The organism is Paramagnetospirillum marisnigri (genome assembly GCF_001650715.1).
Classification (GTDB): domain Bacteria; phylum Pseudomonadota; class Alphaproteobacteria; order Rhodospirillales; family Magnetospirillaceae; genus Phaeospirillum; species Phaeospirillum marisnigri.
The window spans coordinates 54,603-75,334 of the sequence record NZ_LWQT01000088.1 but is presented as its reverse complement, the minus strand read 5'-3'; the positions used below and the strand labels follow the sequence as shown (position 1 = coordinate 75,334).

Genomic DNA, 20,732 nt, shown 5'->3' with positions numbered 1-20,732 from the left:
GTCAGTCCTCCTTCCCTGGCTCGGCGACCGGTCGGCGCTCGGCCGATTGCTGCGGATCGCTTTTCAGGATCAGGCGCTCGGGTACCCGCAGATCGACCATGGTGACCTGCTTCGAGCTCAGGCCCCGCTTCTTCTCCAGTTCGGCCAGCCGACGCCAGGCCTGGGGGGTATCCAGCTCGGGCAGGCGGACTTCCAGGCCGCGCTCCACATCGTCCAGCTTGACGGTCCAGCGGCGGTTGCCCACCCGGATGGCGGCCTTGACCCGCCCGGCCAGTTCCGGCTCGGCGGCCAGCAGCGCGAACAACTCGTCGGTGCGCTGGGGTGCGCCATCGCCGACGATCAGCGGCAGGTCCTCGAAGCCCTCGATGGCGCCGGGAATGCGGTGGCCGTCGCGGTCCACCAGCACGAAGCGGCCCTCGGTCTGCCACAGGGCCACCGGCTGGCGCTCGACGATGGAGACATGCACCGCGCCGGGCAGACGGCGTTCCACCGCGGCGGCGCGCACGCTGGGCAGCGCCTCCAGCCGGGAACGGGCGGCGAAGATGTCCAGGCCCAGGATGGGATCGCCGTGATGGGCGGCAAGGGCGGTGACCACCTGATCGGTGGGGGTGCGCCGCCGACCCGATACGGTGATGTCGGTGATGCGCAGCCCCAGATCGGCGCTGAGGGACAGGGCGGCGGCGGCGGTGTCTCGCGCCAGGCGTTGCGGCCGCCCCGAATGCCAGATCACCGCGCCGGTCACCAGCACGGCGGTCACCGCCACGCCCAGCGCGGCGAATTTCTGCAACGGCGACAGGTCCAGACGCCAGCGCGCCGTCTTGCGCTTGGGCTGACGCTTGGCGGCGGGCTGGCGCGGCGGCTTCGGCGATGGCGGGGCGGAACCCGGCAGCCGGTCGTCGGCGGTGATGACGATGTCGCTGGCGCTTATGCGTCGCATCGCGCCTCCTCCACCATCCACCGCACCAGGGCCGGAAAGTCGATGCCCGCATGGGCGGCGATTTCCGGAACCAGGGAGGTGGCGGTCATGCCCGGCTGGGTATTGACCTCCAGCACGATCATCCGGGGCGGACGGCCCGGCACGGTATCGTCGTAGCGCAGGTCGGTGCGCGACACGCCGCGGCAGCCCAGCACCCGATGGGCCTCCACCGCCAGGCGGCAGGCCTCGGCATAATCCGCCGCCGGAATGGGGGCGGGCATGATATGGCGCGAGCCGCCCGGCGCATACTTGGCCTCGTAGTCGTAGAAGCCGCGATCGGAGGTGATCTCGAGCGCGCCCAGGGCCTTGTCGCCCATGACCGCCACGGTCAGTTCGCGGCCGGGGACGAATTCCTCCACCAGCACCACATCGGCCTCGAACGGCCAGTCGGCCAGCGGATCGCGGTTGTCGCCCGCCTGCAGGATATAGACCCCCACTGACGAGCCTTCGTTCAGCGGCTTGACCACATGGGGACGGGGCAGCGGCGAGGAATCGCCCTTGCGCACCACGACGCCCTTGGCCACCGGAATTCCGGCGCTTTCGAACATGGAGCGGGCGAAGGCCTTGTCCATGGCGGCGGCCGAGGCCAGCAGGCCGGAATGGGTATAGGGAATGCCCAGCAGATTCAGCACGCCCTGGACGCAGCCATCCTCGCCGAAACGGCCATGCAGGGCGTTGAACACCACATCGGGCCGGGTTTCCTCGATGGCGCGGGCCAATTCCAGCACATTGCGCCCGGCATCCACCAGGGTGACTGCGTATCCCGCCTTCTCCAGCGCCTTGGCGGCGGCCTGGCCGGACCGCAGGGACACGTCGCGCTCGGCCGAGGCTCCCCCCATCAGGACGGTGACGCGCTTTGCCTGGCTCATGACTCTTTCCTCATGCCGATGCGCTGGATTTCCCAGCGAAGCTCGATGCCACTGGTTTCCATCACTCGGCGCCGCACCTCGTCGCCCAGATCCTCGATATCGGCGGCGGTGGCTTCGCCGAGATTGAGCAGGAAATTGCAATGCTTCTCCGAGACCTGCGCGCCGCCCTTCACCAGCCCCCGGCATCCGGCGGCGTCGATCAGCTTCCAGGCCGAATGACCCGGCGGATTGGCGAAGGTGGAACCGCCGGTACGCGCCCGGGTCGGCTGCGCCTCCTCGCGCCCCGCCTTGATCTCGTTCATGCGGGCCGCGATCTCGGCGGGTTTGCCCGCCCGGCCCTTCAGGCTGGCGGCCAGGAAGATCCAGGCGTCGTCCAGGGCGCAATGGCGATAGGTGAAGCCCAGATCGTCCAGGGTCAGGATGTGCAGTTGGCCGGACCGGTCCAGCGCCTCGGCGCTGGCGGTGACGTCCTTCATCTCGGTGCCGAAGGCGCCCGCATTCATGCGCAGCGCGCCGCCGATGGTGCCGGGAATGCCCGACAGGAATTCCAGCCCGGCAATGCCCTCTTCCTGCGCCACTCGCGCCACGGTCAGGTCCAGGGCGCCCGCCCCGGCGGTGATGGAATTCTGGCTGACGGCGATCTCGGCGAAGGGGCCGGTCAGGCGGATGACCACGCCGGGCACACCGCCGTCGCGCACCAGCAAGTTGGAGCCCACCCCGATGGTGGTCACCGGTATCTCCGGCGGCAGGTCCACCAGGAAGGCGGTCAGGTCGTCCAGGTCGGCGGGGCGGAACAGCACCTCGGCCGGTCCACCCACCCGGAACCAGGTATAGGGCGCCATGGGCGCGTCGAAGCCGATCCGCCCCCGAACCGGGGGCAGGCCGTCGCGCCAGTCATGGGTGCGCCGCTTGACCATCATTCAGCGGGCTCCGGAAGAATTGCCAGCTCGCCCGGCAGGGCATGGGCCCAGCCGGTGATGTTGCCCGCCCCCAGGCAGACCACCATGTCGCCCGGTCGGGCAAGGGTGTTGACCAGCGGCGCCAGTTCCTTCGGCCCGGCCAGGGGAACGGCGTGGCGGTGGCCGTGTTCCTGCAATCCCTTGACCAGCCCGGCCTTGTCGAAGCCCTTGATCGGGCTCTCGCCCGCCGCGTAGACATCGGCTACCACCACGGTGTCGGCGTCGTTGAAGCAGGTGCAGAATTCAGCGAACAGGTTGGACAGGCGGGTGTAGCGGTGGGGCTGCACCACCGCGATCACATTGCCGGTGGTGGCGCTGCGGGCCGCCTTGAGCACGGCGGCGATCTCCACCGGATGATGGCCGTAATCGTCGATCACGGTGACGCCCTTGGCCTCGCCGGTCTTGGTGAAGCGGCGCTTGACCCCGGCGAAGCCGCCCAGCGCCTTCTTGACCACGTCGTTGGGCAGGCCCAGCTGGTCGGCGCAGACCACGGCGGCCAGCGAGTTCAGCACGTTGTGCTCGCCGAACATGGGCAGGTGGATATCCTCGATGCAGCGCACCCGCTCGGTCACCCGGTCGGTGATGATCACGTCGTAGCGGGCGCCATCGGGACCGGTGCGCAGATTGCAGGCCCGCACCAGCGCTTGGGGGCTGAAGCCATAGGTAACGATCTTGCGGTCGGGCACCTTGGCGATCAGCGCCTGCACTTCCGGATGGTCGATGCACATGGCGGCGAAACCATAGAACGGGATGTTCTCGACGAAGGTGCGGAAGGCGTCGCGCAGCCGGTCGAAGCTGCCGTAATAATCCATGTGCTCGGGGTCGATATTGGTCACCACCACGGCGGTGCTGGGCAGCTTGATGAAGCTGCCGTCGCTCTCGTCGGCCTCGACCACCATCCAGTCCGAGGCCCCCAGCCGGGCATTGGTGCCATAGGCGTTGATGATGCCGCCGTTGATCACGGTGGGGTCCATATGGGCGGCGTCGAGCAAGGCCGCGATCATGGAGGTGGTGGTGGTCTTGCCATGGGTGCCGCCGATGGCGATGGCGGCTTTCAGGCGCATCAGCTCGGCCAGCATCTCGGCGCGGCGCACCACCGGCACCAGCTTGGCCCGGGCCGCCAGAACTTCCGGATTGTCGGGCTTGACCGCCGAGGACACCACCACGACGCGGGCCTCGCCCAGCGCCTCGGCGGCATGGCCGATATGGACGGGAATGCCCTTCTTGCGCAGCCGCTCCACGTTGTAGTTGTCGGCGATGTCGCTGCCCTGGACCGCGTAGCCCAGGTTGTGCAGGATTTCGGCGATGCCGGACATGCCGATGCCGCCGATGCCGACGAAGTGGATGGTGCCGATGGAGAGAGGCATGTGGCGCATGGGTCAGAGCCTCCTGTCGGCGGGGATGAGACCGATCACCAGATCGGCGAGACGGGCTGCAGCGTCGGGGCGACCGGCGCGGGCGGCGCATTCGGCGGTACGGGTCAATGCCTCGGGCTGGCCCAGCAGCGAGTCCAGGCGGGCCGACAGGGTTTCGGCGGTGAAGGCGTCCTGGCCGATCAGCCAGGCGCCGCCGCTGTCCTCCACCGCATGGGCATTGGCGGTCTGGTGGTCGTCGATGGCGAAGGGATAGGGCACCAGGATGGCGGGGCGGCCCAGGGCGGTCAGCTCCGCCACCGTCGAGGCACCGGCCCGGGCGATCACCAGATGGGCACCGGCCAGCCGTTCGGGCACGTCAGAGAAGAAGCTTTGCAGAGTGGCGTCGATACCGCTGCCCTCATAGGCCTTGCCCACCGCCTCCAAATCCTCGGGGCGGCATTGCTGGGCGATGCGGATACGCCGCCGCAGGCTCTCGGGCAGCCGCATCAGCGCCGCCGGAACCACCTCGGACAGAATCCGCGCCCCCTGGCTGCCGCCCAGCACCACCAGATGGATGGGGCCGTCACCGGTGATGGGGGCATAGGGGACATGGCGCTGGGCGTCGATGGCGGCGCGCACCGGCATGCCGGTATGGACCAGCTTGGCCGCCAGCCGGGCGTCGATGTGCTCGACCTCGGCGAAGGAGGTGGCGATCCGCGCCACCTTGCCCGCCAGCAGGCGGTTGGCGCGGCCCAGCACCGCGTTCTGTTCGTGCATCACCGTGGGAACCCCGCCCAGCACGGCGGCCACCATGCCCGGCACCGAGGCATAGCCGCCGAAGCCGACCACGGCGGCGGGCATGATGCGCTTGATCAGGCCGTGGGCCTGGAACACGCCGATGGTCAGTTCCGCCATGGCGCGCAGCTTGGCCAGCCGCCCGCGCCCGGCGATGCCGCCCGCCGAGATGCGGTGGGTCTCAAGGCTGCCCAGGGTGCCGCCATAGGCGGCACCGCGCTTATCGGTGATCAGCGCCAGGCGATAGCCGCGCTCCAACAAGGTCGAGGCCAATGCCTCGGCCGGGAAGACGTGGCCGCCGGTACCACCGGCCGCCAGGGCGATCAAGGGCGCGTTCATGCGTCGTGGCCCTCCCTGCCGTAGCGGGTTCGGGTCAGCGCCAGTACCATGCCCATGCCGAGCGCCAGCGCCACCATGGACGAGCCGCCATAGGAGATGAAGGGCAGGGTCATGCCCTTGGGCGGCATCATGCGCAGGGTCGAGGCCATGTTGACCATGGCCTGCAGACCGAACTGCACCAGCAGCCCGGCGGTGGCCAGCACCACGAAGAGATTGTCTTCCTTCAGCACGCGCGAGAAGCCGCGCAGCACGATGAAGGCGAACAGCGCCACCACCAGCAGGCACAGCACCACGCCGAATTCCTCGCCGCCCACCGCCAGGATGAAATCGGTATGGGCGTCGGGCAGCGACAACTTGACCCGGCCCTCGCCCGGCCCCTTGCCGAACAGGCCGCCGTTCTTGAAGGCCTTCATGGCGGTCTCGACCTGATAGCCGCCATTGCCGGCGGGATCGAGGAACTTGGCGACTCGGTTCTGGACATGGGGGAAGGCGTAATAGGCGCCGAGCGCGCCCAGCGGCGCCGCCAGACCCAGTCCGATCACCCAGCCGATGGACAACCCGGCCAGGAAGAACTGGGTGGCCCAGATGGCGGTGACGATGGCGGTCTGGCCCACATCGGGCTGGATCAGCAGCAGCACCGCCACCAATCCGAACAGGCCGGTGGCGATGAGACGGCCGGGGAAACCTTCCTCGATGCGCGCCGAGGCGAACATCCAGCCCGACACCACCGCGAACATGGGCTTGACGAATTCCGACGGCTGGATGGACAGCGGCCCCAGATTGAGCCAGCGCTTGGCGCCCTTGATCTCGGCGCCCAGCAGCGGCACCAGCGCCAGCAGCACGATGGAACCCAACAGGCCGATCACCGCCATGCGGCGGATCTGCTTGGGGCTGAACAGCGACACCCCGATCATGATCACCAGGGCCGGGGCCAGGAACATGAACTGGCGCCGCACGAAGTGGAAGCTGCTCTGGGCATTGATGCGCTCGGCCACCGCCGGGCTGGCGGCCATGGTCAGCAGCAGGCCGACACCCACCAGCAGGAACAGGGCGGCGATGGTCCAGCGGTCCACCGTCCACCACCAGCGGCCCAGGGTCGAGGTATCTGTGCGTCCGAAGCTGATGGTCATGATGCGAACTCCATGACCAGCTCGCGGAAGCTGTCGCCGCGATGCTCGAACGACTTGAACTGGTCCCACGAGGCGCAGGCGGGCGACAGCAGCACCACCGCGCCGGGGATGGCGTCGGACACCGCCAGATTGCGGGCGGCGGCCACCGCCTTCGCCAGGGTGCCGCAGCGGGTGAAGCGGACCTTGCCCTCCAGGGTGGCGGCGAAGGACTCGGCGGCCTCGCCGATCAGGAAGGCGTGCTCGATCCGGCCGAAATGCTGTTCCAGCGAAGCGATGCCGCCTTCCTTGGCCTGGCCGCCGATGATCCAGTAGACATGGTCGTAGCAGACCAGGGCCTTCTCGGCCGCGTCGGCATTGGTGGCCTTGGAATCGTTGATCCAGGCGATGCCGTCGACCTCGGCCACCAGTTCCTGACGGTGGGCTAGGCCGGGATAGCTTTCGAAGGCGGCGACGATGGTCTTGGCGGCAATGCCGTCGGCGCGGGCGGCGGCGTAGACGGCGCAGGCGTTCTGCCAGTTATGGGCGCCGGGCAGGCGGGGGAAGGACTTCAGGTCGCAGACCGGCTTGCCATTGTCCAGCAGGATGCCGTCAGGGGCGGACACGCCATCGGCCAGGGCCTCCCTGACCGAGACCGGCACCACCCGGACGCCGAGGCGGGCCAGTTCGGCAGCCATGGACTTGCAGGCGCCGTCATCGACGCCCACCACCGCGACACCGCCGGGAGTCAGGAAGTCGAACATCCGGCGCTTGGCCGCCACATAGCCCGCCATGCCGCCATGCCGCCCTAGATGGTCGGGAGTGATGTTGAGCAGGATGCCCACCGACAGCTTCAGGCTGTCCACCAGTTCCAGCTGATAGGAGGACAGTTCCAGCACATAGCGGCCGTCGCCGGGCAGCACCGGCAGGTCCAGGGCGGCGGTGCCGAGATTGCCGCCCGCCGCCACCGGCGCGCCGGATCGTTCCAGCACATGGGCCAGCAGGGTGGTGGTGGTGGATTTGCCGTTGGTGCCGGTCACGCCCAGAAAGCGATGGTCGGCCAAGGCGCGGGCCAGCAGTTCCACGTCGCAGACCAGCGGCACGCCCGCCGCCCGCACTTTCTCCGCCACCGGATGGGGCTTGGGATGGGTATGGGGAATGCCGGGACTCCACACCACCAGATCGGCCTTGGTGAAATCCTTGACCATGGGATCGCCGATGGGCAGCGCGCTTTCCGCGCCCTGGCGCCGGGCGCCCTCGTCGTCGTCCCAGGCCATCACCCCGGCCCCCGAGGCCAGCAGCGCGCGCGCCGTGGCGGTCCCGGACTTGCCGAGACCCATCACCGCGACGCGCTTGCCCTTGAGGAAGGGGACCGGAATCATGCTCGGACTACCTCAGCTTCAGGGTGGACAGGCCGATCAGGGCCAGGATGGTGGCGATGATCCAGAAGCGGATGACCACGGTGGGCTCGGCCCATCCCTTCTTCTCGTAGTGGTGATGCAGCGGCGCCATGCGGAACACCCGCTTGCCGGTCAGCTTGAACGACGCCACCTGGACGATGACCGAGACGGTTTCCAGCACGAACAGGCCGCCGACGATGCCCAGCACCAGTTCATGCTTGGTGACGATGCTGATGGCGCCGAGCGCCCCGCCCAGGGCCAGCGAGCCGGTATCGCCCATGAACACCATGGCGGGCGGCGCGTTGAACCACAGGAAGCCGAGCCCGGCCCCCACCAGGGCGCCGCAGAACACCGCCAGCTCGCCCGAACCGATGACGTAGTGGATTTGCAGGTAGTTGGCGAAGACGGCGTGGCCCACCAGATAGGAGATGATGGCGAACACGCCGGCCGCGATCATCACCGGCACGATGGCCAGCCCGTCCAACCCGTCGGTGAGGTTCACCGCATTGCCGGCGCCGACGATGATGAACACCGCGAAGGGCAGGTAGAACCAGGACAGCTGCAGCAGCACGGTCTTGAAGAACGGCACCGCCAGGGCGCCCGACAGCGGCTCGCGCTGCAAGGCCATCACCCAGATGGCGGCGCCCAGGCCGATGGCGATCTCGCCCACCAGCTTGGCCTTGCCGGGCATGCCCTTGGGGTTCTTCTTCGAGACCTTCAGATAGTCGTCGAGGAAGCCGATCAGGCCATAACCCAGGGTCACCAGCAGCACGATCCAGACATACTGGTTGCGCAGATCGGCCCACAGCAAGGTGGAGACGCCCAGCGCGATCAGGATCAGGAAACCGCCCATGGTGGGGGTTCCCTTCTTGGTCAGCAGATGGCTTTCCGGGCCGTCGGCGCGGATGGGCTGGCCCTGCTTCTGCCACTTGCGCAGGGAGTTGATGATGGTCGGACCCAGCAGGAACGACACGATCAGCGCGGTCAGCACCGCGCCACCCGTGCGGAAGGTCAGGTATTTGAACAGGTTGAAGACCGGGATCTGGTCGGCCAACGGAAAGAGGAGGTTGTAGAGCATTGCTTCCTATTTCTCCTCTGCCAGGGCCTGGACCACCCGGCCCATGCGGCTGCCAGCCGAGCCCTTGACCATCACCACGTCGCCGGGGCGGATGGCCTGGCGCACCAGGGGCGCCAGGGCGTCGGAGGTTTCGGCATGGGTGCCGCGCCGGAAATCCGGCAGGGCGTCGTGCAGGTGGCGCATCAGCGGACCGGCGGTAAAGACCAGATCGATGGTCCAGGTGTCGATGGTTTCGGCCAGACCGGCATGCAGGGCCGGGCCGGTCTCGCCCAGTTCCAGCATGTCGCCCAAAACGGCGATGCGCCGGGCGCCCTTGGCGGGCTTGGCCGAGGCCAGGGTGGCGATGGCGGCGCGCATGGACACCGGCGAGGCGTTGTAGCTTTCGTCGATCAGTTCGACGCTGCCATCGGCCAGGGCGATCTTGCGGCGTTCGCCGCGGCCCTTGGGGGCGGTCATGGCGGAAAGGGACTTGGCGGCGGCATCCATATCGGCGCCCAGGGCATCGACCACCAGCAGCACCGCCAGGGAATTCATCGCCCACTGGCGGCCGGAAATGCCGATGCGATAGGACAGGGCGCGATCGCGCACCAGGGCGAAGACGGCGGTGGACGCCGGATCGATGCCGCAATCCAGCAGCCGGGCCGTGGCCTCGATATGGCTGCCGAAGCTGCGCACCCCATGGCCGCCGGCGGCATCGGCCAGAAGTTGGAAATGACGATTGTCGCGGGGCAGCACGGCGATGCCGCCGTCTTCCAGCCCGTCCAGGATTTCCGCCTTGGCCTCGGCGATGGCCTCGGTGGAACCGAAGAATTCCATATGCACCGCTTCCACCGTGGTGATGGCGGCCACATGGGGGCGGACCAGACGGCTGAGCGGGGTCAACTCGCCCGCATGGTTCATGCCCAGCTCGAAAATGCCGAAGCGGGTGTCGCTGGGCATGCGAGCCAGGGACAGCGGCGCGCCGAGATGGTTGTTGAGATTGCCGGTGCTGGCATGGGTGGCGCCCTGTTGCGACAGGGCCAGGCGCAGCATCTCCTTGGTGCCGGTCTTGCCGACGCTGCCGGTGATAGCGGCGATGGTTCCCGGGCAGCGGGCGCGGGCGGCGGCGGCCAGGACGTACAACGCCTCGACGGTGTCCTTGACCAGCAGCAGCGGCGCGTCACTGGCGACACCGGCGGGCAGGCGATGGACCAGGGCGCAGGCCGCCCCCTGGGCCAGGGCGGCGGCCACATGGTCATGACCGTCATGATTGGGACCCGCCAGGGCGATGAACAGGTCGCCGGGCTGGACGGTGCGGCTGTCGATGGATACGCCCGAGGCCTCCCAGGCGAGGCCGGAGGGAGTCCCGCCCACGGCGGCGGCGGCTTCGGCGCTGGTCCAGAGCGGGGAGTGCTCGCTCATGACAGCCTCCCATCGGCGCAAAGCACGGCGGCGCGGGCTTCCTCGCGGTCGTCGAAGGGAATCACGCTGGCACCGACGATCTGGCCGGTCTCGTGGCCCTTGCCCGCCAGCAGCAGCACGTCGCCCTTCTGCAAACCGGCGACGCCGATACGGATGGCCTCGCGGCGGTCGCCGATCTCGATGGCGCCGCAGCAAGCCGACAGAATGGCGGCGCGGATGGCATCCGGGTCCTCGGAGCGGGGATTGTCGTCGGTGACGATCATGGCGTCGGCCAGACGGCAGGCTACCGCCCCCATCTGGGGCCGCTTGCCGGGGTCGCGGTCGCCGCCGCAGCCGAACACCACCACCAGACGGCGCCGGGCATGGGGCTTCAGGGCGCGCAAGGCGGTTTCCAGCGCGTCGGGGGTATGGGCGTAGTCCACATAGATGGCGGCGCCATTGGCGCGTTCCGCCACCCGCTCCAGGCGGCCGGGCACGCCGTCCAGCCGTTCCAGGGCGGCGGTGGCGGCCTCGGCATCGGCCCCCGAGGCCAAGGCGAGGCCCAGGGCGGCCAGGGCGTTCATGGCCTGGAAATCCCCCGCCAGGGGCAGCGCGACGGTGACGGCGCGGCCCAACACCTCGAGGCGCAGTTCCTGGCCGAAGGGACGGGGCGAGGACTCCACCAGCCTCAGCTCGGCGCCGTTCCGGCCATAGCCCAGAACCTTCAGCCCATGGGCGGCGGCGGCTTCGGCGAAGCGCGGCGCCTCGGGGCTGTCCATGTTGATCACCGCCACCGCGCCCGGCGGCAGCAGTTCGGTGAACAGCCGCAGCTTGGCCCGGCCATAGCTCTCCATGTCGCCGTGATAGTCGAGATGGTCGCGGGTCAGATTGGTGAAAGCGGCGGCGGTCAGGCGCACGCCGTCCAGCCGGTATTGGTCGAGGCCGTGGCTGGAGGCCTCGATGCAGGCATGACTGACGCCGAGGTGGGCCAGACGGGCCAGGGCGTCGTGCAGCGCCGCCGGATCGGGGGTGGTCAGGCCACCCCGGTTGTCCCAACCGCGCGCCAGGATGCCCAGCGTGCCGATGGCGGCGGCGTGATGGCCCAATTCCTCCATCAGGCGGCCATAGAACACGGCAGTGGAGGTCTTGCCGTTGGTGCCGGTGACCGCCACCACGCTCTTGGGCTGGTCGCCATGGAAGGCGGCGGCCAGTTGGGCGAAACGGCGCCGGGGATTGGCATCGGTGATCTGGGCGACACCGGGCGGCAGGTCGAGGTCGGAACCTTCCGGCGCCAAGACCGCCGAGGCGCCCGCCTTCAGCGCGGCGGGCACGAAGTCGCGACCATCGGCCTTGGTCCCCAACAGGGCGGCGAACAGGAATCCGGGCGCGACGGCACGGGAATCGGCGGTAATCCCGGCGATATCAACGTCCATGGCGAGCGTCGTTCCCATCATTTCACTCAACCGCCGCAACTTCCCGGCTCCTTCCGGAGGTGTTGACATTGGACTTGGCCACCGGCGAGGCCGCCGGAACCACGGTCTTGGGCATCAGCCCCATCAGGGGCGCGATCTGGGCCACCACCCGGCTGACCACCGGCGCCGCCGTCCAGCCCGCCGTGATGAAGCCATAGGTCTCCTTGGTGCCCTGGGGCTCGTCGATCATGATCAGGATGGCGTAGCGCGGCGCATCCATGGGGAAGGCCGCCACGAAGGACGACAACACCGCCTTCTTGCGATAGCCGCCATGGCCCGCCTTTTCGGCGGTGCCGGTCTTGCCGCCCACCTCGTAACCCGGCACGTCCGCCTTCTTGCCGGTGCCCTCGGTCACCACCATGCGCATCAGCGAGCGCATCTGGTCCGAGGTCTTCGGCTTGATGATGCGGATGCCCGAGATCTTCTCGTCGGGAGCACGGGCCAGCAGGGTTGGCGGGTGGTATTCGCCGCCATTGACCAAGGTGGCGACCCCGCTCACCAGCTGCAAGGGCGTCACCGACAGGCCATGGCCGAAGGCGATGGTGATGGTATTGATCTCGCGCCAGGGGCTGGGAACCATGGGAGCGCCCACCTCGGGAAGTTCCAGGGCGGGCGGCGCCAGCATGCCGATGCGGGCCATGAAGGCGCGCTGGCCCTCGGTGCCCACGTCCAGCGCCATGCGGGCCGAACCGATATTGGAGGAATGGATCAGGATTTCCGGCACCGTCATCCAGCGGTTCTGGGCATGGTCGTCGTGGATGGTGTGGCCGCCGAACACCAGCGGCTTGGTGGCGTCGAAGCTGGAATTGAGGTTGATCCGCCCCGAATCCAGCGCCATGGCGGTGTTGAACAGCTTGAAGGTGCTGCCCATCTCGTAGGCGCCCTTGGTGGCGCGGTTGAACATGGACGGGTCGGTGGGCGGCGGCGGATCGTTGGGATCGAAGTCGGGCAGGCTGACCATGGCCAGCATCTCACCGGTATGGACGTCCATCACCATGCCGGTGGCGCCCACCGCCGAGAATTCCTGGACGGCGCGGGCCAGTTCGTTGCGCACCACGGTCTGGACCCGGATGTCGATGGACAGGCCCAGCGGCTCGCGGCTTTCGCGGATGGCGTTCTCGAACCGCTTCTCGATCCCGGCGAGGCCCTTGTTGTCGACGCCGGTCATGCCGACCACATGGGACACCAGATTGCCGTGGGGATAGATGCGGCGCTCGCCCTTCTCGAATTGCAGGCCGGGAATGCCCAGCGCGTTGACGTCGTATTGCTGGCGCGGCGTCAGGTTGCGCTTCAGGTAGACGAAGCTGCGGGCCGAGGACAGTTTCTCGATGGTTTCCTCGATATCGAGATCGGGCAACACCGCCACCAACTGGGCGGCGGCGCCTTCCACATCGACCTTGGCCGCCTTCAGCTTTTCCGGCTCGGCGAACAGCGACATGGTGGGCAGCGACGAGGCCAGCAGGGTGCCGTTGCGATCCGAGATGTCGGCCCGTTCCATCTCCAGGCCGTCGGAACGGGCGCTGGGCGCCGCGGTCGGCTTGGCCGGGCGGGTGTCGAACAGCGACACATCGATCATGCGCAGGGCGATGCCGATGAAGGCCAGCAGGAAGACCAGCGAGGTGAAAACCAGGCGGGAGCGGCCGGTCTCGATGGCCTGCATGCGCACGCCGTCCAGCCGCAGCGCCGCCCCGGCCTGCAGATCGTCGCCGGCATGGAAGCCGGGTTGATGACGCTTGGCCTGGAAAAGACTCATCGGCCGCCCCCGTCGTTTTGCTGCGCCAGGGACGGCGATTTGATGATGATGGCCCGTCCCCCGGTGGCGGGGGCAGGCGCGGCAGTGGGCGGGGGTGTCTCCGTCTTGGCCATGGTGACGCTGCCGGGCTTGGACGGCTGCGGCTTGGGCGTCGGCTTGGCCGCCTCGGAGGACGGCTTCTGCCTGGACGGACCATCGGCCAGCTTGACCGGCTGCTTGTGGAGCGGTTCCACCGGTTTGGCATTGGGAGGCGCCAGCACCGGACGGGGTGGCGTCGCCGCCGCCAGCATGGTGGAGGGCAGGCCGTTCCGCAGAACCGAGTCCAGGGTGGCCACCTCGTTCGCCTTCACCGGATGCATGCCGAGATGCTTTTCCGCCAGGGCGCGCAGGCGGGTGGGATCGTTGAGATAGCTCCATTCGGCGCGCAGGATATGGATGGTTTCCTGGTTGCTCTGGATCTGGCTGTTGAGCGCGGTCAGTCGGCGCTCCTGGTCCTTGACCTCGTGCTTGACGAAGAACAGGAAGACGCCGATGCAGGCGGCAACGCTGGTCCACAGGATGGTGGCGAACAGGCCGCGCTTCATGATGCCCTGCCTTGCCCGGCCCAGGCCGGAGCATCGGTGCGGATGGCGGCCCGCAGCTTGGCGGAGCGCGCCCGGGGATTGAGGCGGGTTTCCTCGGCCCCCGCCTTGACGGCGCGGCGATGCAGCAGGGTGAAGCTGGCGGCCGGGCCGGATGCCGCCTGGGGCAGATGGCGCGACGGACGCGCGGCCTCGCCGCTGCGATCCTTGAAGAAGCCCTTCACCACCCGGTCTTCCAGGGAATGGAAGGTCACCACCGCCAGGCGGCCACCGGGAGCCAGCAGCCGCTCGGCCGCCGCCAGCCCGCGCTCCAGCTCGCCCAGCTCGTCATTCACCGCGATGCGCAGCGCCTGGAAGGTGCGGGTGGCCGGATCGATGCCGTCGGCATGCTTGGGCACCACCCGGCGGATCACCGCCGCCAGTTCCGAGGTGCGCTCGAACTTCTTGTCCTTGCGGGCGATGACGATGGCCTTGGCCACCCGGCGCGACAGCCGCTCCTCGCCATAGCGGAAGATGATGTCGGCCAGCGCCTCCTCGGCGGTGCCGTTGACCAGATCGGCGGCACTGGGGCCGGACTGCTCCATGCGCATGTCCAGCGGCCCGTCCTTGCCGAACGAGAAGCCGCGTTCGGCCTCGTCCAACTGCATGGAGGACACGCCGATGTCCAGGGCGACGCCGTCTACCTGGTTGACACCCCGGGCACGCAGAAGCGCGTCCATGTCACCGAAGCGGCCTTCGATCATGACGAAAGCGCTGCCCCGGGCGGCTTCCAGCCCCCGCCCCCGCGCCACCGCGTCGGGGTCGCGATCGATGGCGTGGACAGTGCAGCGGGCGGCGTTCAGCACCGCCATGGAATAGCCCCCGGCGCCGAAGGTGCCATCCACATAGATGCCACCGTCGCGGGGCGCCAGGGCCTCGACCACTTCGGACAGCAGGACCGGGATATGGGCTTGGTCGGCCATGGTCAGCCTCCCGCCGGAATCTTGGGACGCAGCGCCAGGGTCGGCCGCTGGGCCAGGGCGCGGGCGCGGATATCGGCCTCCACCGCCTTATAGGCTTCGGGCTCCCATATCTGGAAGGTCTGGCCCTTGCCGACGAAGGCAACGGCATCGGTGATGCCGGCATGGGCCAGGATATCCTCGGGCAGGCTGATGCGGCCTTCCGGGTCCCAGGCCAACTGACGGGCGTCGGCGAAGATCAGCGAGGCGAGGCTGTCCTGCTCGGGGCTGAAGGCGTCGAAATTCTGGGCGCCGTCGGACAGGCGCTCCATGAAGTCCATGCCGCAGCCCTCGATGCACGGGCCGGTGAACGAGCGATAGGCGACGATTCCCTGGAATACCCCAGACGCCAAGGCCGAGCGGAAGGTGGCGGGAACCGAGGTCCGCCCCTTCTTGTCGATCCGATTGACGAATGTGGAAAGAAACAGCGCCACCCTCGTCCGCCTTGCCAGAGATGTTTCCGATCCCACCCTCCCGACACACTACGCCCCTGGCGCCGAATAGTGGGTCTTAATGGGATAACATGGGAAAACATGGGCGTCAATGGAATCGGATAGTAAAAGTTTGGGACGGAGCAGGGTTTGCTTAATGACGAGGCACTTTTACTAAAGTACTCGAGGAAATGCCCGCAACTCGCTGATTCTACCGCAGCTTTTGCGAATACGATGTGAATGGAGATATGATCTGTTCACGATACGAACCATGAACCGATGCGCCGGGGCGCGCCAAGGGGGCCTGAACGGGCCATTTGGGACCAGATGGGAAATCCGTGCGGAAAAAGGCGTCAGACGGCCTGTAAGCCGGGTTCTGTCCCTTCCGTCCCATGGTCTCCCATGGCACGAAAATAGACGGCCATTCATCTGGGACGCCCGTTACCGGACGCCTCTCGCGACCGACCCGGGCGGCTACGCGGAAACGCGTTTCGGCCCTCCGAAGAGGACACATGCCGCCCCTATTTGGTCTTGCTCCCGGTGGGGTTTACCGTGCCGCTTCCGTTGCCGGTCGCGCGGTGCGCTCTTACCGCACCCTTTCACCCTTACCCGCTGCCTGGAACAGGGAGCGGGCGGTTTGCTTTCTGTGGCACTTTCCCTAGGGTCGCCCCCGCCGGACGTTATCCGGCACCGTGTTTCCGTGGAGCCCGGACTTTCCTCCCCCCGATTGCTCGAAGGGCGGCCGTCCGGCCGTCTGACGCGGGGGGACTTTGGCCCCTGGGGGGGGGCCACGTCAAGCCGCATCGCCGGAAATGCAAGAGCCCCCGGCGGGCGGAGGCTCTTGTCGAAGCAATTTAAATAAAAACCAGGCGAATACCTGATAAATACTTTGGAATAGCCGATCAGCCGAACAGGCTGTCGATCTCGGCCTGGCTGATTCCCTTGTTCTCCAGCTGCGGCCCGTTGAGCAACTTGGAATCGTCGTCGCGATGCTCCTCGAAAATCTTGGGAGAGACATCGGCAATGTTCTCCGGCCCCCAGATCTCGATCATGGCGTTGATGCGATCTTCCACGTATTTCAAGGTCTTGACCACCTTGGTGATGCGCTGGCCGGTAATGTCTTGGAAGTTACAGGCCTCGAAGATGCTGCTGACGGTATCGCCGATATCCTCGACCAGCCGCGAGACATAGCCATCGGCGGCATGGGCCTGGATTTCCTTGCCGATGGACTCGATCTTCTCGGCGGCCTCGAGGATCTGCTCGGTGGCGCGCTCGGTGGACGAGACAATGGCATCCAGTTCGAAGGTCACCGCGATCAGTCGGTCGTCATCGGCATCCTTGGGCTTCAAGGCGGCGATCTCGGCCTTGGTATGCTCGATGCAGACGGCCAGGGCCCGCAGCTCGGTCTTCAGCATGGAGACCTCGGCCGCCTTTTGCGGCAGCGCCTCGTCGGCGGCCGAAGGCGGCGGCGGCGGCGGCGGAGCCTCGCCATGCAAAATCAAATGCTTCAGGTCGTCGCGCAGTTCGCGGATGGCCTTCAGAACCTCGGAATTGGTGGCGTTGGGGGTGGCTTCGCCCCGCTGCTGCAGGCGCTTGATCTCGGCCGTGAACAGTTTCCGCTCGGTAGTCATGATGCGCCCAAGCCCCTTTTCTCCATCACCGGCGGGACAGGCCCACCGTCTAGTGCCCGTTCCACCCACGGCCTGTAAGAGTTATCCGAAACCAGGATGTGTCCGGTCAACCACTTCTTCAGCAAATCGACCACTTCGTCTCCCAATCCCCGCTTATTTCCATGGCGATAATCATCGCGTATGCGGTTCACCTTGGCAGCGAGTTCCCGGTGTTCACGTTGATGGGCCTCCAACTGGGGAAACCCTGCCGCCGCCATGATGGCCTCTTCGCGTTCGAAGTGGTGTTCGACATATTCGGCAAGAACAAACAGAACGTTTTCGATGACATCGCGGCTTTGGCCGGTTTCAGCCGCGTCGAACAGTTGATCAAGCAGGCTGATCAAGACCCGGTGATCGGAATCCAGCATGGGATGGCCGACGTCATAGGCACTGTTCCACCCCAGTTCGGCCATTTCTCCCGTCCCCGGCTTTCTCCCCTGCGATCACTATACCCGAGTGCCGACCGGGCACAAGGCGCAGGCTGATGGGGCTCGCCCGCGATGGCGCGGCTGGGTTAGACTTGGTCCATGACGCTGCGCATCGCGACCTTCAACCTGGAAAACCTCGATGACCGCCCCAAGGGCGCCATCGCCTTCGAGGACCGACTGCGGGTGCTGCGGCCGCAACTGCGCCGCCTCAGGGCCGACATCCTCTGCCTGCAGGAGATCAACGCCCACCCCGTCACAAAGCACGGCCCCCGCCTGCTGTCCGGCCTGGACCGGCTGGTGGAGGGCACCGAGCTCGAATCCTTCCATCGCATCGTCAGCCTGAACCGGGGCGGCCGTCACCCGTCCGACCTGCATAATCTGGTGATCCTGTCGCGGCTCGAACCGCACTCCCACCGTCAGGTCTGGCACGATCTGGTGGAGCCCTGCCACTGGCGCCCCAACCATGCCCTGCCGCCCCAGGAGCAGGCCAGCCCGGCCGAATGGGACCGGCCGGTGTTGCACGCGGCCTATCCCCTGGGCGACGGACGCCAACTGCATGTGATCAATGTCCATCTGCGCGCCCCGCGCGCCGCCTGGCTGGCCGGGCAGAAGGAGCCTCACGGCCGCTGGCTGTCGGTGGCGGGCTGGGCCGAGGGATTTTTCCTGGCGGCGGTCAAGCAGGCGGGCCAAGCGCTGGAGGTGCGGCTTCTGGTCGAGGAGATCCTGGATGGCGACCCGGATGCCCTGGTGGCGGTCTGCGGCGATTTCAACGCCACCGACCGCGAGGCGGTGCTGCGCATCGTGCGCGGCGACGAGGAGGATACCGGCAATGGCCATCTGGCCATGCGCATGCTGGTGCCAGTGGAACGGTCGCTGCCGGAAAGCGCCCGCTTCTCGGTCATTCATCACGGCCATCCGGTCTTGCTGGATCACATCCTGGTGTCACGGCCGCTGCTGGGCAGCTTCCTGACGGCCGAGCTGCATACGGAAACCCTGGGCGACGAACTGGTCTCCCCCGCCGGAATCAGCGGCCCGCCGGAAAGCTATCACGCCCCCATGGTGGCGGAATTCAATTTGCCTTGAGCATGTAGGGCTTATAGGCCATGTCCTCGGCCTTGATATGGCGCAGCAGCCAGTCCGACAGGAACTCGAACAGTTCCTCCGCCAGGAGGCTGCCTGGCTCCTGATCATAATCGGCCTTCATGGACAATACCGCGCCGGTCAGAGCGGCATGGGACTCGCGATGAGCCTCCAGGCGGGGAAACCCCACCCGCCGCATGCACTTCTCCTCCTCATCGAAATGAAATTCGGTATAAGCGAGAAGATCGGCCAGCACCTGCCCCACGGCGGTGTTGGCATCGACCGTGCGCATGACCGCGTGCAGGCGACAGAGCATCTCGAGCAGACGACGGTGATGCCTGTCCATTTCCTCATCGCCCACGCTCAACGACTCGTCCCATTCAATGACCGGCACGCCCACCCCCCAAAAGTCATAATTCATCACACCCTATCAGCAATGCAAACAACCGGCAAAGACATGTGCGAAATATGATGCAGGGGATATGTGCCGGGTGGCGCCAAAAAGTATGGCCCGCTATAGTGATGGTGGTACAGGGGAGAGCCAATGCGGGCGTGGTTGCAGGGACTGATTGCCGAAGGGCCATTTCCGCCCAGGCGGGCGGTATTTTTCCGGTCGGCCCTGGTGGTCTGCATCGTCGTGTCCACCGCCATCGCCATCCTGGACACCTCCGAGGGCATCTGGGGCCAGCACGAGGAGTTGGCCCGGGACTTCAGCGCCCTGTTGCTGCTGGTCCTGACCGCCGATTATGGCCTGCGCCTGCTCACCGCGGGCTTTTCGCCCCAGGAAGGCGAGACGGCGCTGAAGGCCCGGCTGCGCTACACCCTCAGCCTCTATGGTATCTTCGACTTCATGGCGGTGGTGCCCTTCCTGGTGGGCGAGGCCTTCGACCTGCCCCGGGACGGCGCCACCATTTTCGGCATCCTGCGCTTCCTCAAACTGGCCCGCTACTCCCCCGCCCTGGAAACCCTGGGCGTGGTCGTGTTGAACGAGCTGCGCCCCCTGCTGGCCTCGCTGTTCATCATGCTGCTGATGGCCATCGCCTCCTCGACCCTGCTCTATTTCGCCGAGCGCAGCGTCAATCCCGGCTTCAAGTCGGTGTCGGACGCCATGTGGTGGTCCATCGTGACGCTCAGTACGCTGGGCTATGGCGACGTGGTCCCCACCACGGTCCTGGGCAAATTGCTGGGCAGCGTGGTCGCCGTGCTGGGCCTGTGCATGTTCGCGCTGCCGGCCTCGATCCTGGCATCCGGATTTTCCGAGGAGATGCGTCGGCAAAACTTCGTTTCCACCTGGCATCTGGTGGCCAAGGTGCCGTTCTTCGCCCGGCTGCAGGCCAACCAGATCGCCGAGATCGCCAGCCTGCTGAAACTGTCCCGCGCCATCAAGGGCGAGGTGCTGATGCGGGAAGGCGATACCGGCGAGTGCATGTATTTCATCGTCAGCGGCCAGGTGGAGGTCAAGGGCAAGGGCGGTACCTTCGTCCTGAAGAACGGCGACTTCTTCGGCGAGATCGCCCTGATCGAGCGCTGCCCGCGCACCGCCACGGTCAAGGCCATCAGCCGCTGCCAGTTGCTGGTCCTTGACGCCCGCGACTTCCATAAATTCGTCGCCCATGACCACGCCCTGCTGGAAGTGATCTGGGAGACCGCCCGCTCGCGCATGGCCATGGACAATATCCAGCCCAGCGGCGGCGGCCTGCCGCCGGTGCCCAAGGCGTGAGCGAACCCCGCCTCAAGGCTCGGCTATGGGTTCATGCGGCTATCCGCCAATGCGGCGTATTGGCCATCCCCGCCTTCGTGGTGGCCAAGGGCGACGAGGACGCGGGCGCCGTGCTGGTCAAGCTCAATCGCGGCGCCGCCGGATGCGAGGTCTTCACCCAGGTGCGCGACGGTACCGGCCAGGCGGCCTGGCTCCCCGCCACCGGGGCCGATCCGGTGCCCGAGGCCAAGGCCGACGCCTATATCGCCCGCCAGCGGCAGTTCGACCCCGACCTGTGGGTGCTGGAGGTGGAGGATCGCGCAGGCCGCCTGCCCTTCCTCGACCATATCCTGAAATAGGGTA

At 67.2% G+C, this 20,732-nt stretch carries 20 protein-coding genes and 1 other RNA gene; 3 read left to right on the top strand and 18 right to left on the bottom strand.

Going from position 1 to position 20,732, the window contains the following annotated elements:
* Position 1: 1 nt before the first annotated feature.
* From A6A04_RS16390 to A6A04_RS16310, 17 genes are all read right to left on the bottom strand, one after another.
* Positions 2 to 937 carry a cell division protein FtsQ/DivIB gene (locus A6A04_RS16390; protein WP_068494796.1) on the bottom strand — a complete coding sequence of 312 codons (936 nt, stop codon included), beginning with the start codon at positions 935 to 937 and terminating at the stop codon, positions 2 to 4.
* Positions 925 to 1,845, bottom strand: a complete 921-nt coding sequence (locus A6A04_RS16385) for a D-alanine--D-alanine ligase (protein WP_068494793.1) — start codon at positions 1,843 to 1,845, stop codon at positions 925 to 927. Before A6A04_RS16385 ends, A6A04_RS16390 begins: the two co-directional genes overlap by 13 nt.
* The gene (gene murB, locus A6A04_RS16380; RefSeq protein WP_068494791.1) at positions 1,842 to 2,765 is read right to left on the bottom strand and encodes a UDP-N-acetylmuramate dehydrogenase; all 924 of its coding nucleotides are present in this window, start codon (positions 2,763 to 2,765) and stop codon (positions 1,842 to 1,844) included. Before murB ends, A6A04_RS16385 begins: the two co-directional genes overlap by 4 nt.
* Entirely contained in the window at positions 2,762 to 4,180 is a 1,419-nt protein-coding gene (gene murC / locus A6A04_RS16375) for a UDP-N-acetylmuramate--L-alanine ligase (protein WP_068494789.1), read from the bottom strand. The genes murB and murC overlap by 4 nt, the downstream gene beginning before the upstream one ends.
* A gap of 3 nt (positions 4,181 to 4,183) precedes the next feature.
* The gene (gene murG / locus A6A04_RS16370) at positions 4,184 to 5,293 is read right to left on the bottom strand and encodes an undecaprenyldiphospho-muramoylpentapeptide beta-N-acetylglucosaminyltransferase (RefSeq protein WP_068494787.1); all 1,110 of its coding nucleotides are present in this window, start codon (positions 5,291 to 5,293) and stop codon (positions 4,184 to 4,186) included.
* Positions 5,290 to 6,423, bottom strand: a complete 1,134-nt coding sequence (gene ftsW, locus A6A04_RS16365) for a putative lipid II flippase FtsW (RefSeq protein ID WP_068494785.1) — start codon at positions 6,421 to 6,423, stop codon at positions 5,290 to 5,292. The genes murG and ftsW overlap by 4 nt, the downstream gene beginning before the upstream one ends.
* Positions 6,420 to 7,781, bottom strand: coding sequence for a UDP-N-acetylmuramoyl-L-alanine--D-glutamate ligase (murD, locus tag A6A04_RS16360; protein ID WP_068494783.1), 1,362 nt, complete (start codon positions 7,779 to 7,781; stop codon positions 6,420 to 6,422). Before murD ends, ftsW begins: the two co-directional genes overlap by 4 nt.
* 7 nt (positions 7,782 to 7,788) lie before the next feature.
* On the bottom strand, positions 7,789 to 8,877 hold the full coding sequence (gene mraY / locus A6A04_RS16355; protein WP_068494781.1) for a phospho-N-acetylmuramoyl-pentapeptide-transferase: 1,089 nt from the start codon (positions 8,875 to 8,877) through the stop codon (positions 7,789 to 7,791).
* A 6-nt stretch (positions 8,878 to 8,883) separates the two neighbouring features.
* Positions 8,884 to 10,278 (bottom strand): UDP-N-acetylmuramoylalanyl-D-glutamyl-2,6-diaminopimelate--D-alanyl-D-alanine ligase, encoded by a 1,395-nt coding sequence (locus A6A04_RS16350; protein WP_068494779.1) that lies wholly within the window; start codon positions 10,276 to 10,278, stop codon positions 8,884 to 8,886.
* Positions 10,275 to 11,690, bottom strand: a complete 1,416-nt coding sequence (locus A6A04_RS16345; RefSeq protein WP_245651253.1) for a UDP-N-acetylmuramoyl-L-alanyl-D-glutamate--2,6-diaminopimelate ligase — start codon at positions 11,688 to 11,690, stop codon at positions 10,275 to 10,277. Before A6A04_RS16345 ends, A6A04_RS16350 begins: the two co-directional genes overlap by 4 nt.
* Before the next feature lie 22 nt (positions 11,691 to 11,712).
* Positions 11,713 to 13,482 (bottom strand): peptidoglycan D,D-transpeptidase FtsI family protein, encoded by a 1,770-nt coding sequence (locus A6A04_RS16340; protein WP_068494775.1) that lies wholly within the window; start codon positions 13,480 to 13,482, stop codon positions 11,713 to 11,715.
* Positions 13,479 to 14,066, bottom strand: a complete 588-nt coding sequence (ftsL, locus tag A6A04_RS16335; protein ID WP_068494773.1) for a cell division protein FtsL — start codon at positions 14,064 to 14,066, stop codon at positions 13,479 to 13,481. The genes A6A04_RS16340 and ftsL overlap by 4 nt, the downstream gene beginning before the upstream one ends.
* Positions 14,063 to 15,025 carry a 16S rRNA (cytosine(1402)-N(4))-methyltransferase RsmH gene (rsmH, locus tag A6A04_RS16330; RefSeq protein ID WP_068494770.1) on the bottom strand — a complete coding sequence of 321 codons (963 nt, stop codon included), beginning with the start codon at positions 15,023 to 15,025 and terminating at the stop codon, positions 14,063 to 14,065. Before rsmH ends, ftsL begins: the two co-directional genes overlap by 4 nt.
* A gap of 2 nt (positions 15,026 to 15,027) precedes the next feature.
* Positions 15,028 to 15,495, bottom strand: a complete 468-nt coding sequence (gene mraZ / locus A6A04_RS16325; protein WP_068494768.1) for a division/cell wall cluster transcriptional repressor MraZ — start codon at positions 15,493 to 15,495, stop codon at positions 15,028 to 15,030.
* A 346-nt stretch (positions 15,496 to 15,841) separates the two neighbouring features.
* Positions 15,842 to 16,250, bottom strand: an RNA gene (gene rnpB, locus A6A04_RS16320) — RNase P RNA component class A.
* 144 nt (positions 16,251 to 16,394) lie between these two features.
* On the bottom strand, positions 16,395 to 17,123 hold the full coding sequence (locus tag A6A04_RS16315) for a protein phosphatase CheZ (RefSeq protein ID WP_068494766.1): 729 nt from the start codon (positions 17,121 to 17,123) through the stop codon (positions 16,395 to 16,397).
* Positions 17,120 to 17,575 carry a bacteriohemerythrin gene (locus A6A04_RS16310; protein WP_068494764.1) on the bottom strand — a complete coding sequence of 152 codons (456 nt, stop codon included), beginning with the start codon at positions 17,573 to 17,575 and terminating at the stop codon, positions 17,120 to 17,122. Before A6A04_RS16310 ends, A6A04_RS16315 begins: the two co-directional genes overlap by 4 nt.
* A gap of 114 nt (positions 17,576 to 17,689) precedes the next feature.
* Between A6A04_RS16310 and A6A04_RS16305 the strand changes: the two genes are divergently transcribed.
* On the top strand, positions 17,690 to 18,673 hold the full coding sequence (locus A6A04_RS16305) for an endonuclease/exonuclease/phosphatase family protein (protein ID WP_068494762.1): 984 nt from the start codon (positions 17,690 to 17,692) through the stop codon (positions 18,671 to 18,673).
* Here A6A04_RS16305 and A6A04_RS16300 read toward each other — a convergent pair.
* On the bottom strand, positions 18,660 to 19,064 hold the full coding sequence (locus A6A04_RS16300) for a bacteriohemerythrin (RefSeq protein WP_172822795.1): 405 nt from the start codon (positions 19,062 to 19,064) through the stop codon (positions 18,660 to 18,662). The genes A6A04_RS16305 and A6A04_RS16300 overlap by 14 nt on opposite strands.
* 150 nt (positions 19,065 to 19,214) lie before the next feature.
* On the opposite strand from A6A04_RS16300, the gene A6A04_RS16295 reads away from it, so the two are divergent.
* The gene (locus A6A04_RS16295) at positions 19,215 to 20,390 is read left to right on the top strand and encodes a cyclic nucleotide-gated ion channel (RefSeq protein WP_068494758.1); all 1,176 of its coding nucleotides are present in this window, start codon (positions 19,215 to 19,217) and stop codon (positions 20,388 to 20,390) included.
* Positions 20,387 to 20,728 carry a DUF1491 family protein gene (locus A6A04_RS16290; protein WP_068494756.1) on the top strand — a complete coding sequence of 114 codons (342 nt, stop codon included), beginning with the start codon at positions 20,387 to 20,389 and terminating at the stop codon, positions 20,726 to 20,728. The genes A6A04_RS16295 and A6A04_RS16290 overlap by 4 nt, the downstream gene beginning before the upstream one ends.
* Positions 20,729 to 20,732 lie beyond the last annotated feature (4 nt).

Coding starts and splice junctions, on each gene's coding strand:
- A6A04_RS16390 (WP_068494796.1), bottom strand. CDS start 937: ATGCGACGCATAAGCGCCAGCGACATCGTCATCACCGCCGACGACCGG.
- A6A04_RS16385 (WP_068494793.1), bottom strand. CDS start 1,845: ATGAGCCAGGCAAAGCGCGTCACCGTCCTGATGGGGGGAGCCTCGGCC.
- murB (WP_068494791.1), bottom strand. CDS start 2,765: ATGATGGTCAAGCGGCGCACCCATGACTGGCGCGACGGCCTGCCCCCG.
- murC (WP_068494789.1), bottom strand. CDS start 4,180: ATGCGCCACATGCCTCTCTCCATCGGCACCATCCACTTCGTCGGCATC.
- murG (WP_068494787.1), bottom strand. CDS start 5,293: ATGAACGCGCCCTTGATCGCCCTGGCGGCCGGTGGTACCGGCGGCCAC.
- ftsW (WP_068494785.1), bottom strand. CDS start 6,423: ATGACCATCAGCTTCGGACGCACAGATACCTCGACCCTGGGCCGCTGG.
- murD (WP_068494783.1), bottom strand. CDS start 7,781: ATGATTCCGGTCCCCTTCCTCAAGGGCAAGCGCGTCGCGGTGATGGGT.
- mraY (WP_068494781.1), bottom strand. CDS start 8,877: ATGCTCTACAACCTCCTCTTTCCGTTGGCCGACCAGATCCCGGTCTTC.
- A6A04_RS16350 (WP_068494779.1), bottom strand. CDS start 10,278: ATGAGCGAGCACTCCCCGCTCTGGACCAGCGCCGAAGCCGCCGCCGCC.
- A6A04_RS16345 (WP_245651253.1), bottom strand. CDS start 11,690: ATGGACGTTGATATCGCCGGGATTACCGCCGATTCCCGTGCCGTCGCG.
- A6A04_RS16340 (WP_068494775.1), bottom strand. CDS start 13,482: ATGAGTCTTTTCCAGGCCAAGCGTCATCAACCCGGCTTCCATGCCGGC.
- ftsL (WP_068494773.1), bottom strand. CDS start 14,066: ATGAAGCGCGGCCTGTTCGCCACCATCCTGTGGACCAGCGTTGCCGCC.
- rsmH (WP_068494770.1), bottom strand. CDS start 15,025: ATGGCCGACCAAGCCCATATCCCGGTCCTGCTGTCCGAAGTGGTCGAG.
- A6A04_RS16315 (WP_068494766.1), bottom strand. CDS start 17,123: ATGACTACCGAGCGGAAACTGTTCACGGCCGAGATCAAGCGCCTGCAG.
- A6A04_RS16310 (WP_068494764.1), bottom strand. CDS start 17,575: ATGGCCGAACTGGGGTGGAACAGTGCCTATGACGTCGGCCATCCCATG.
- A6A04_RS16305 (WP_068494762.1), top strand. CDS start 17,690: ATGACGCTGCGCATCGCGACCTTCAACCTGGAAAACCTCGATGACCGC.
- A6A04_RS16295 (WP_068494758.1), top strand. CDS start 19,215: ATGCGGGCGTGGTTGCAGGGACTGATTGCCGAAGGGCCATTTCCGCCC.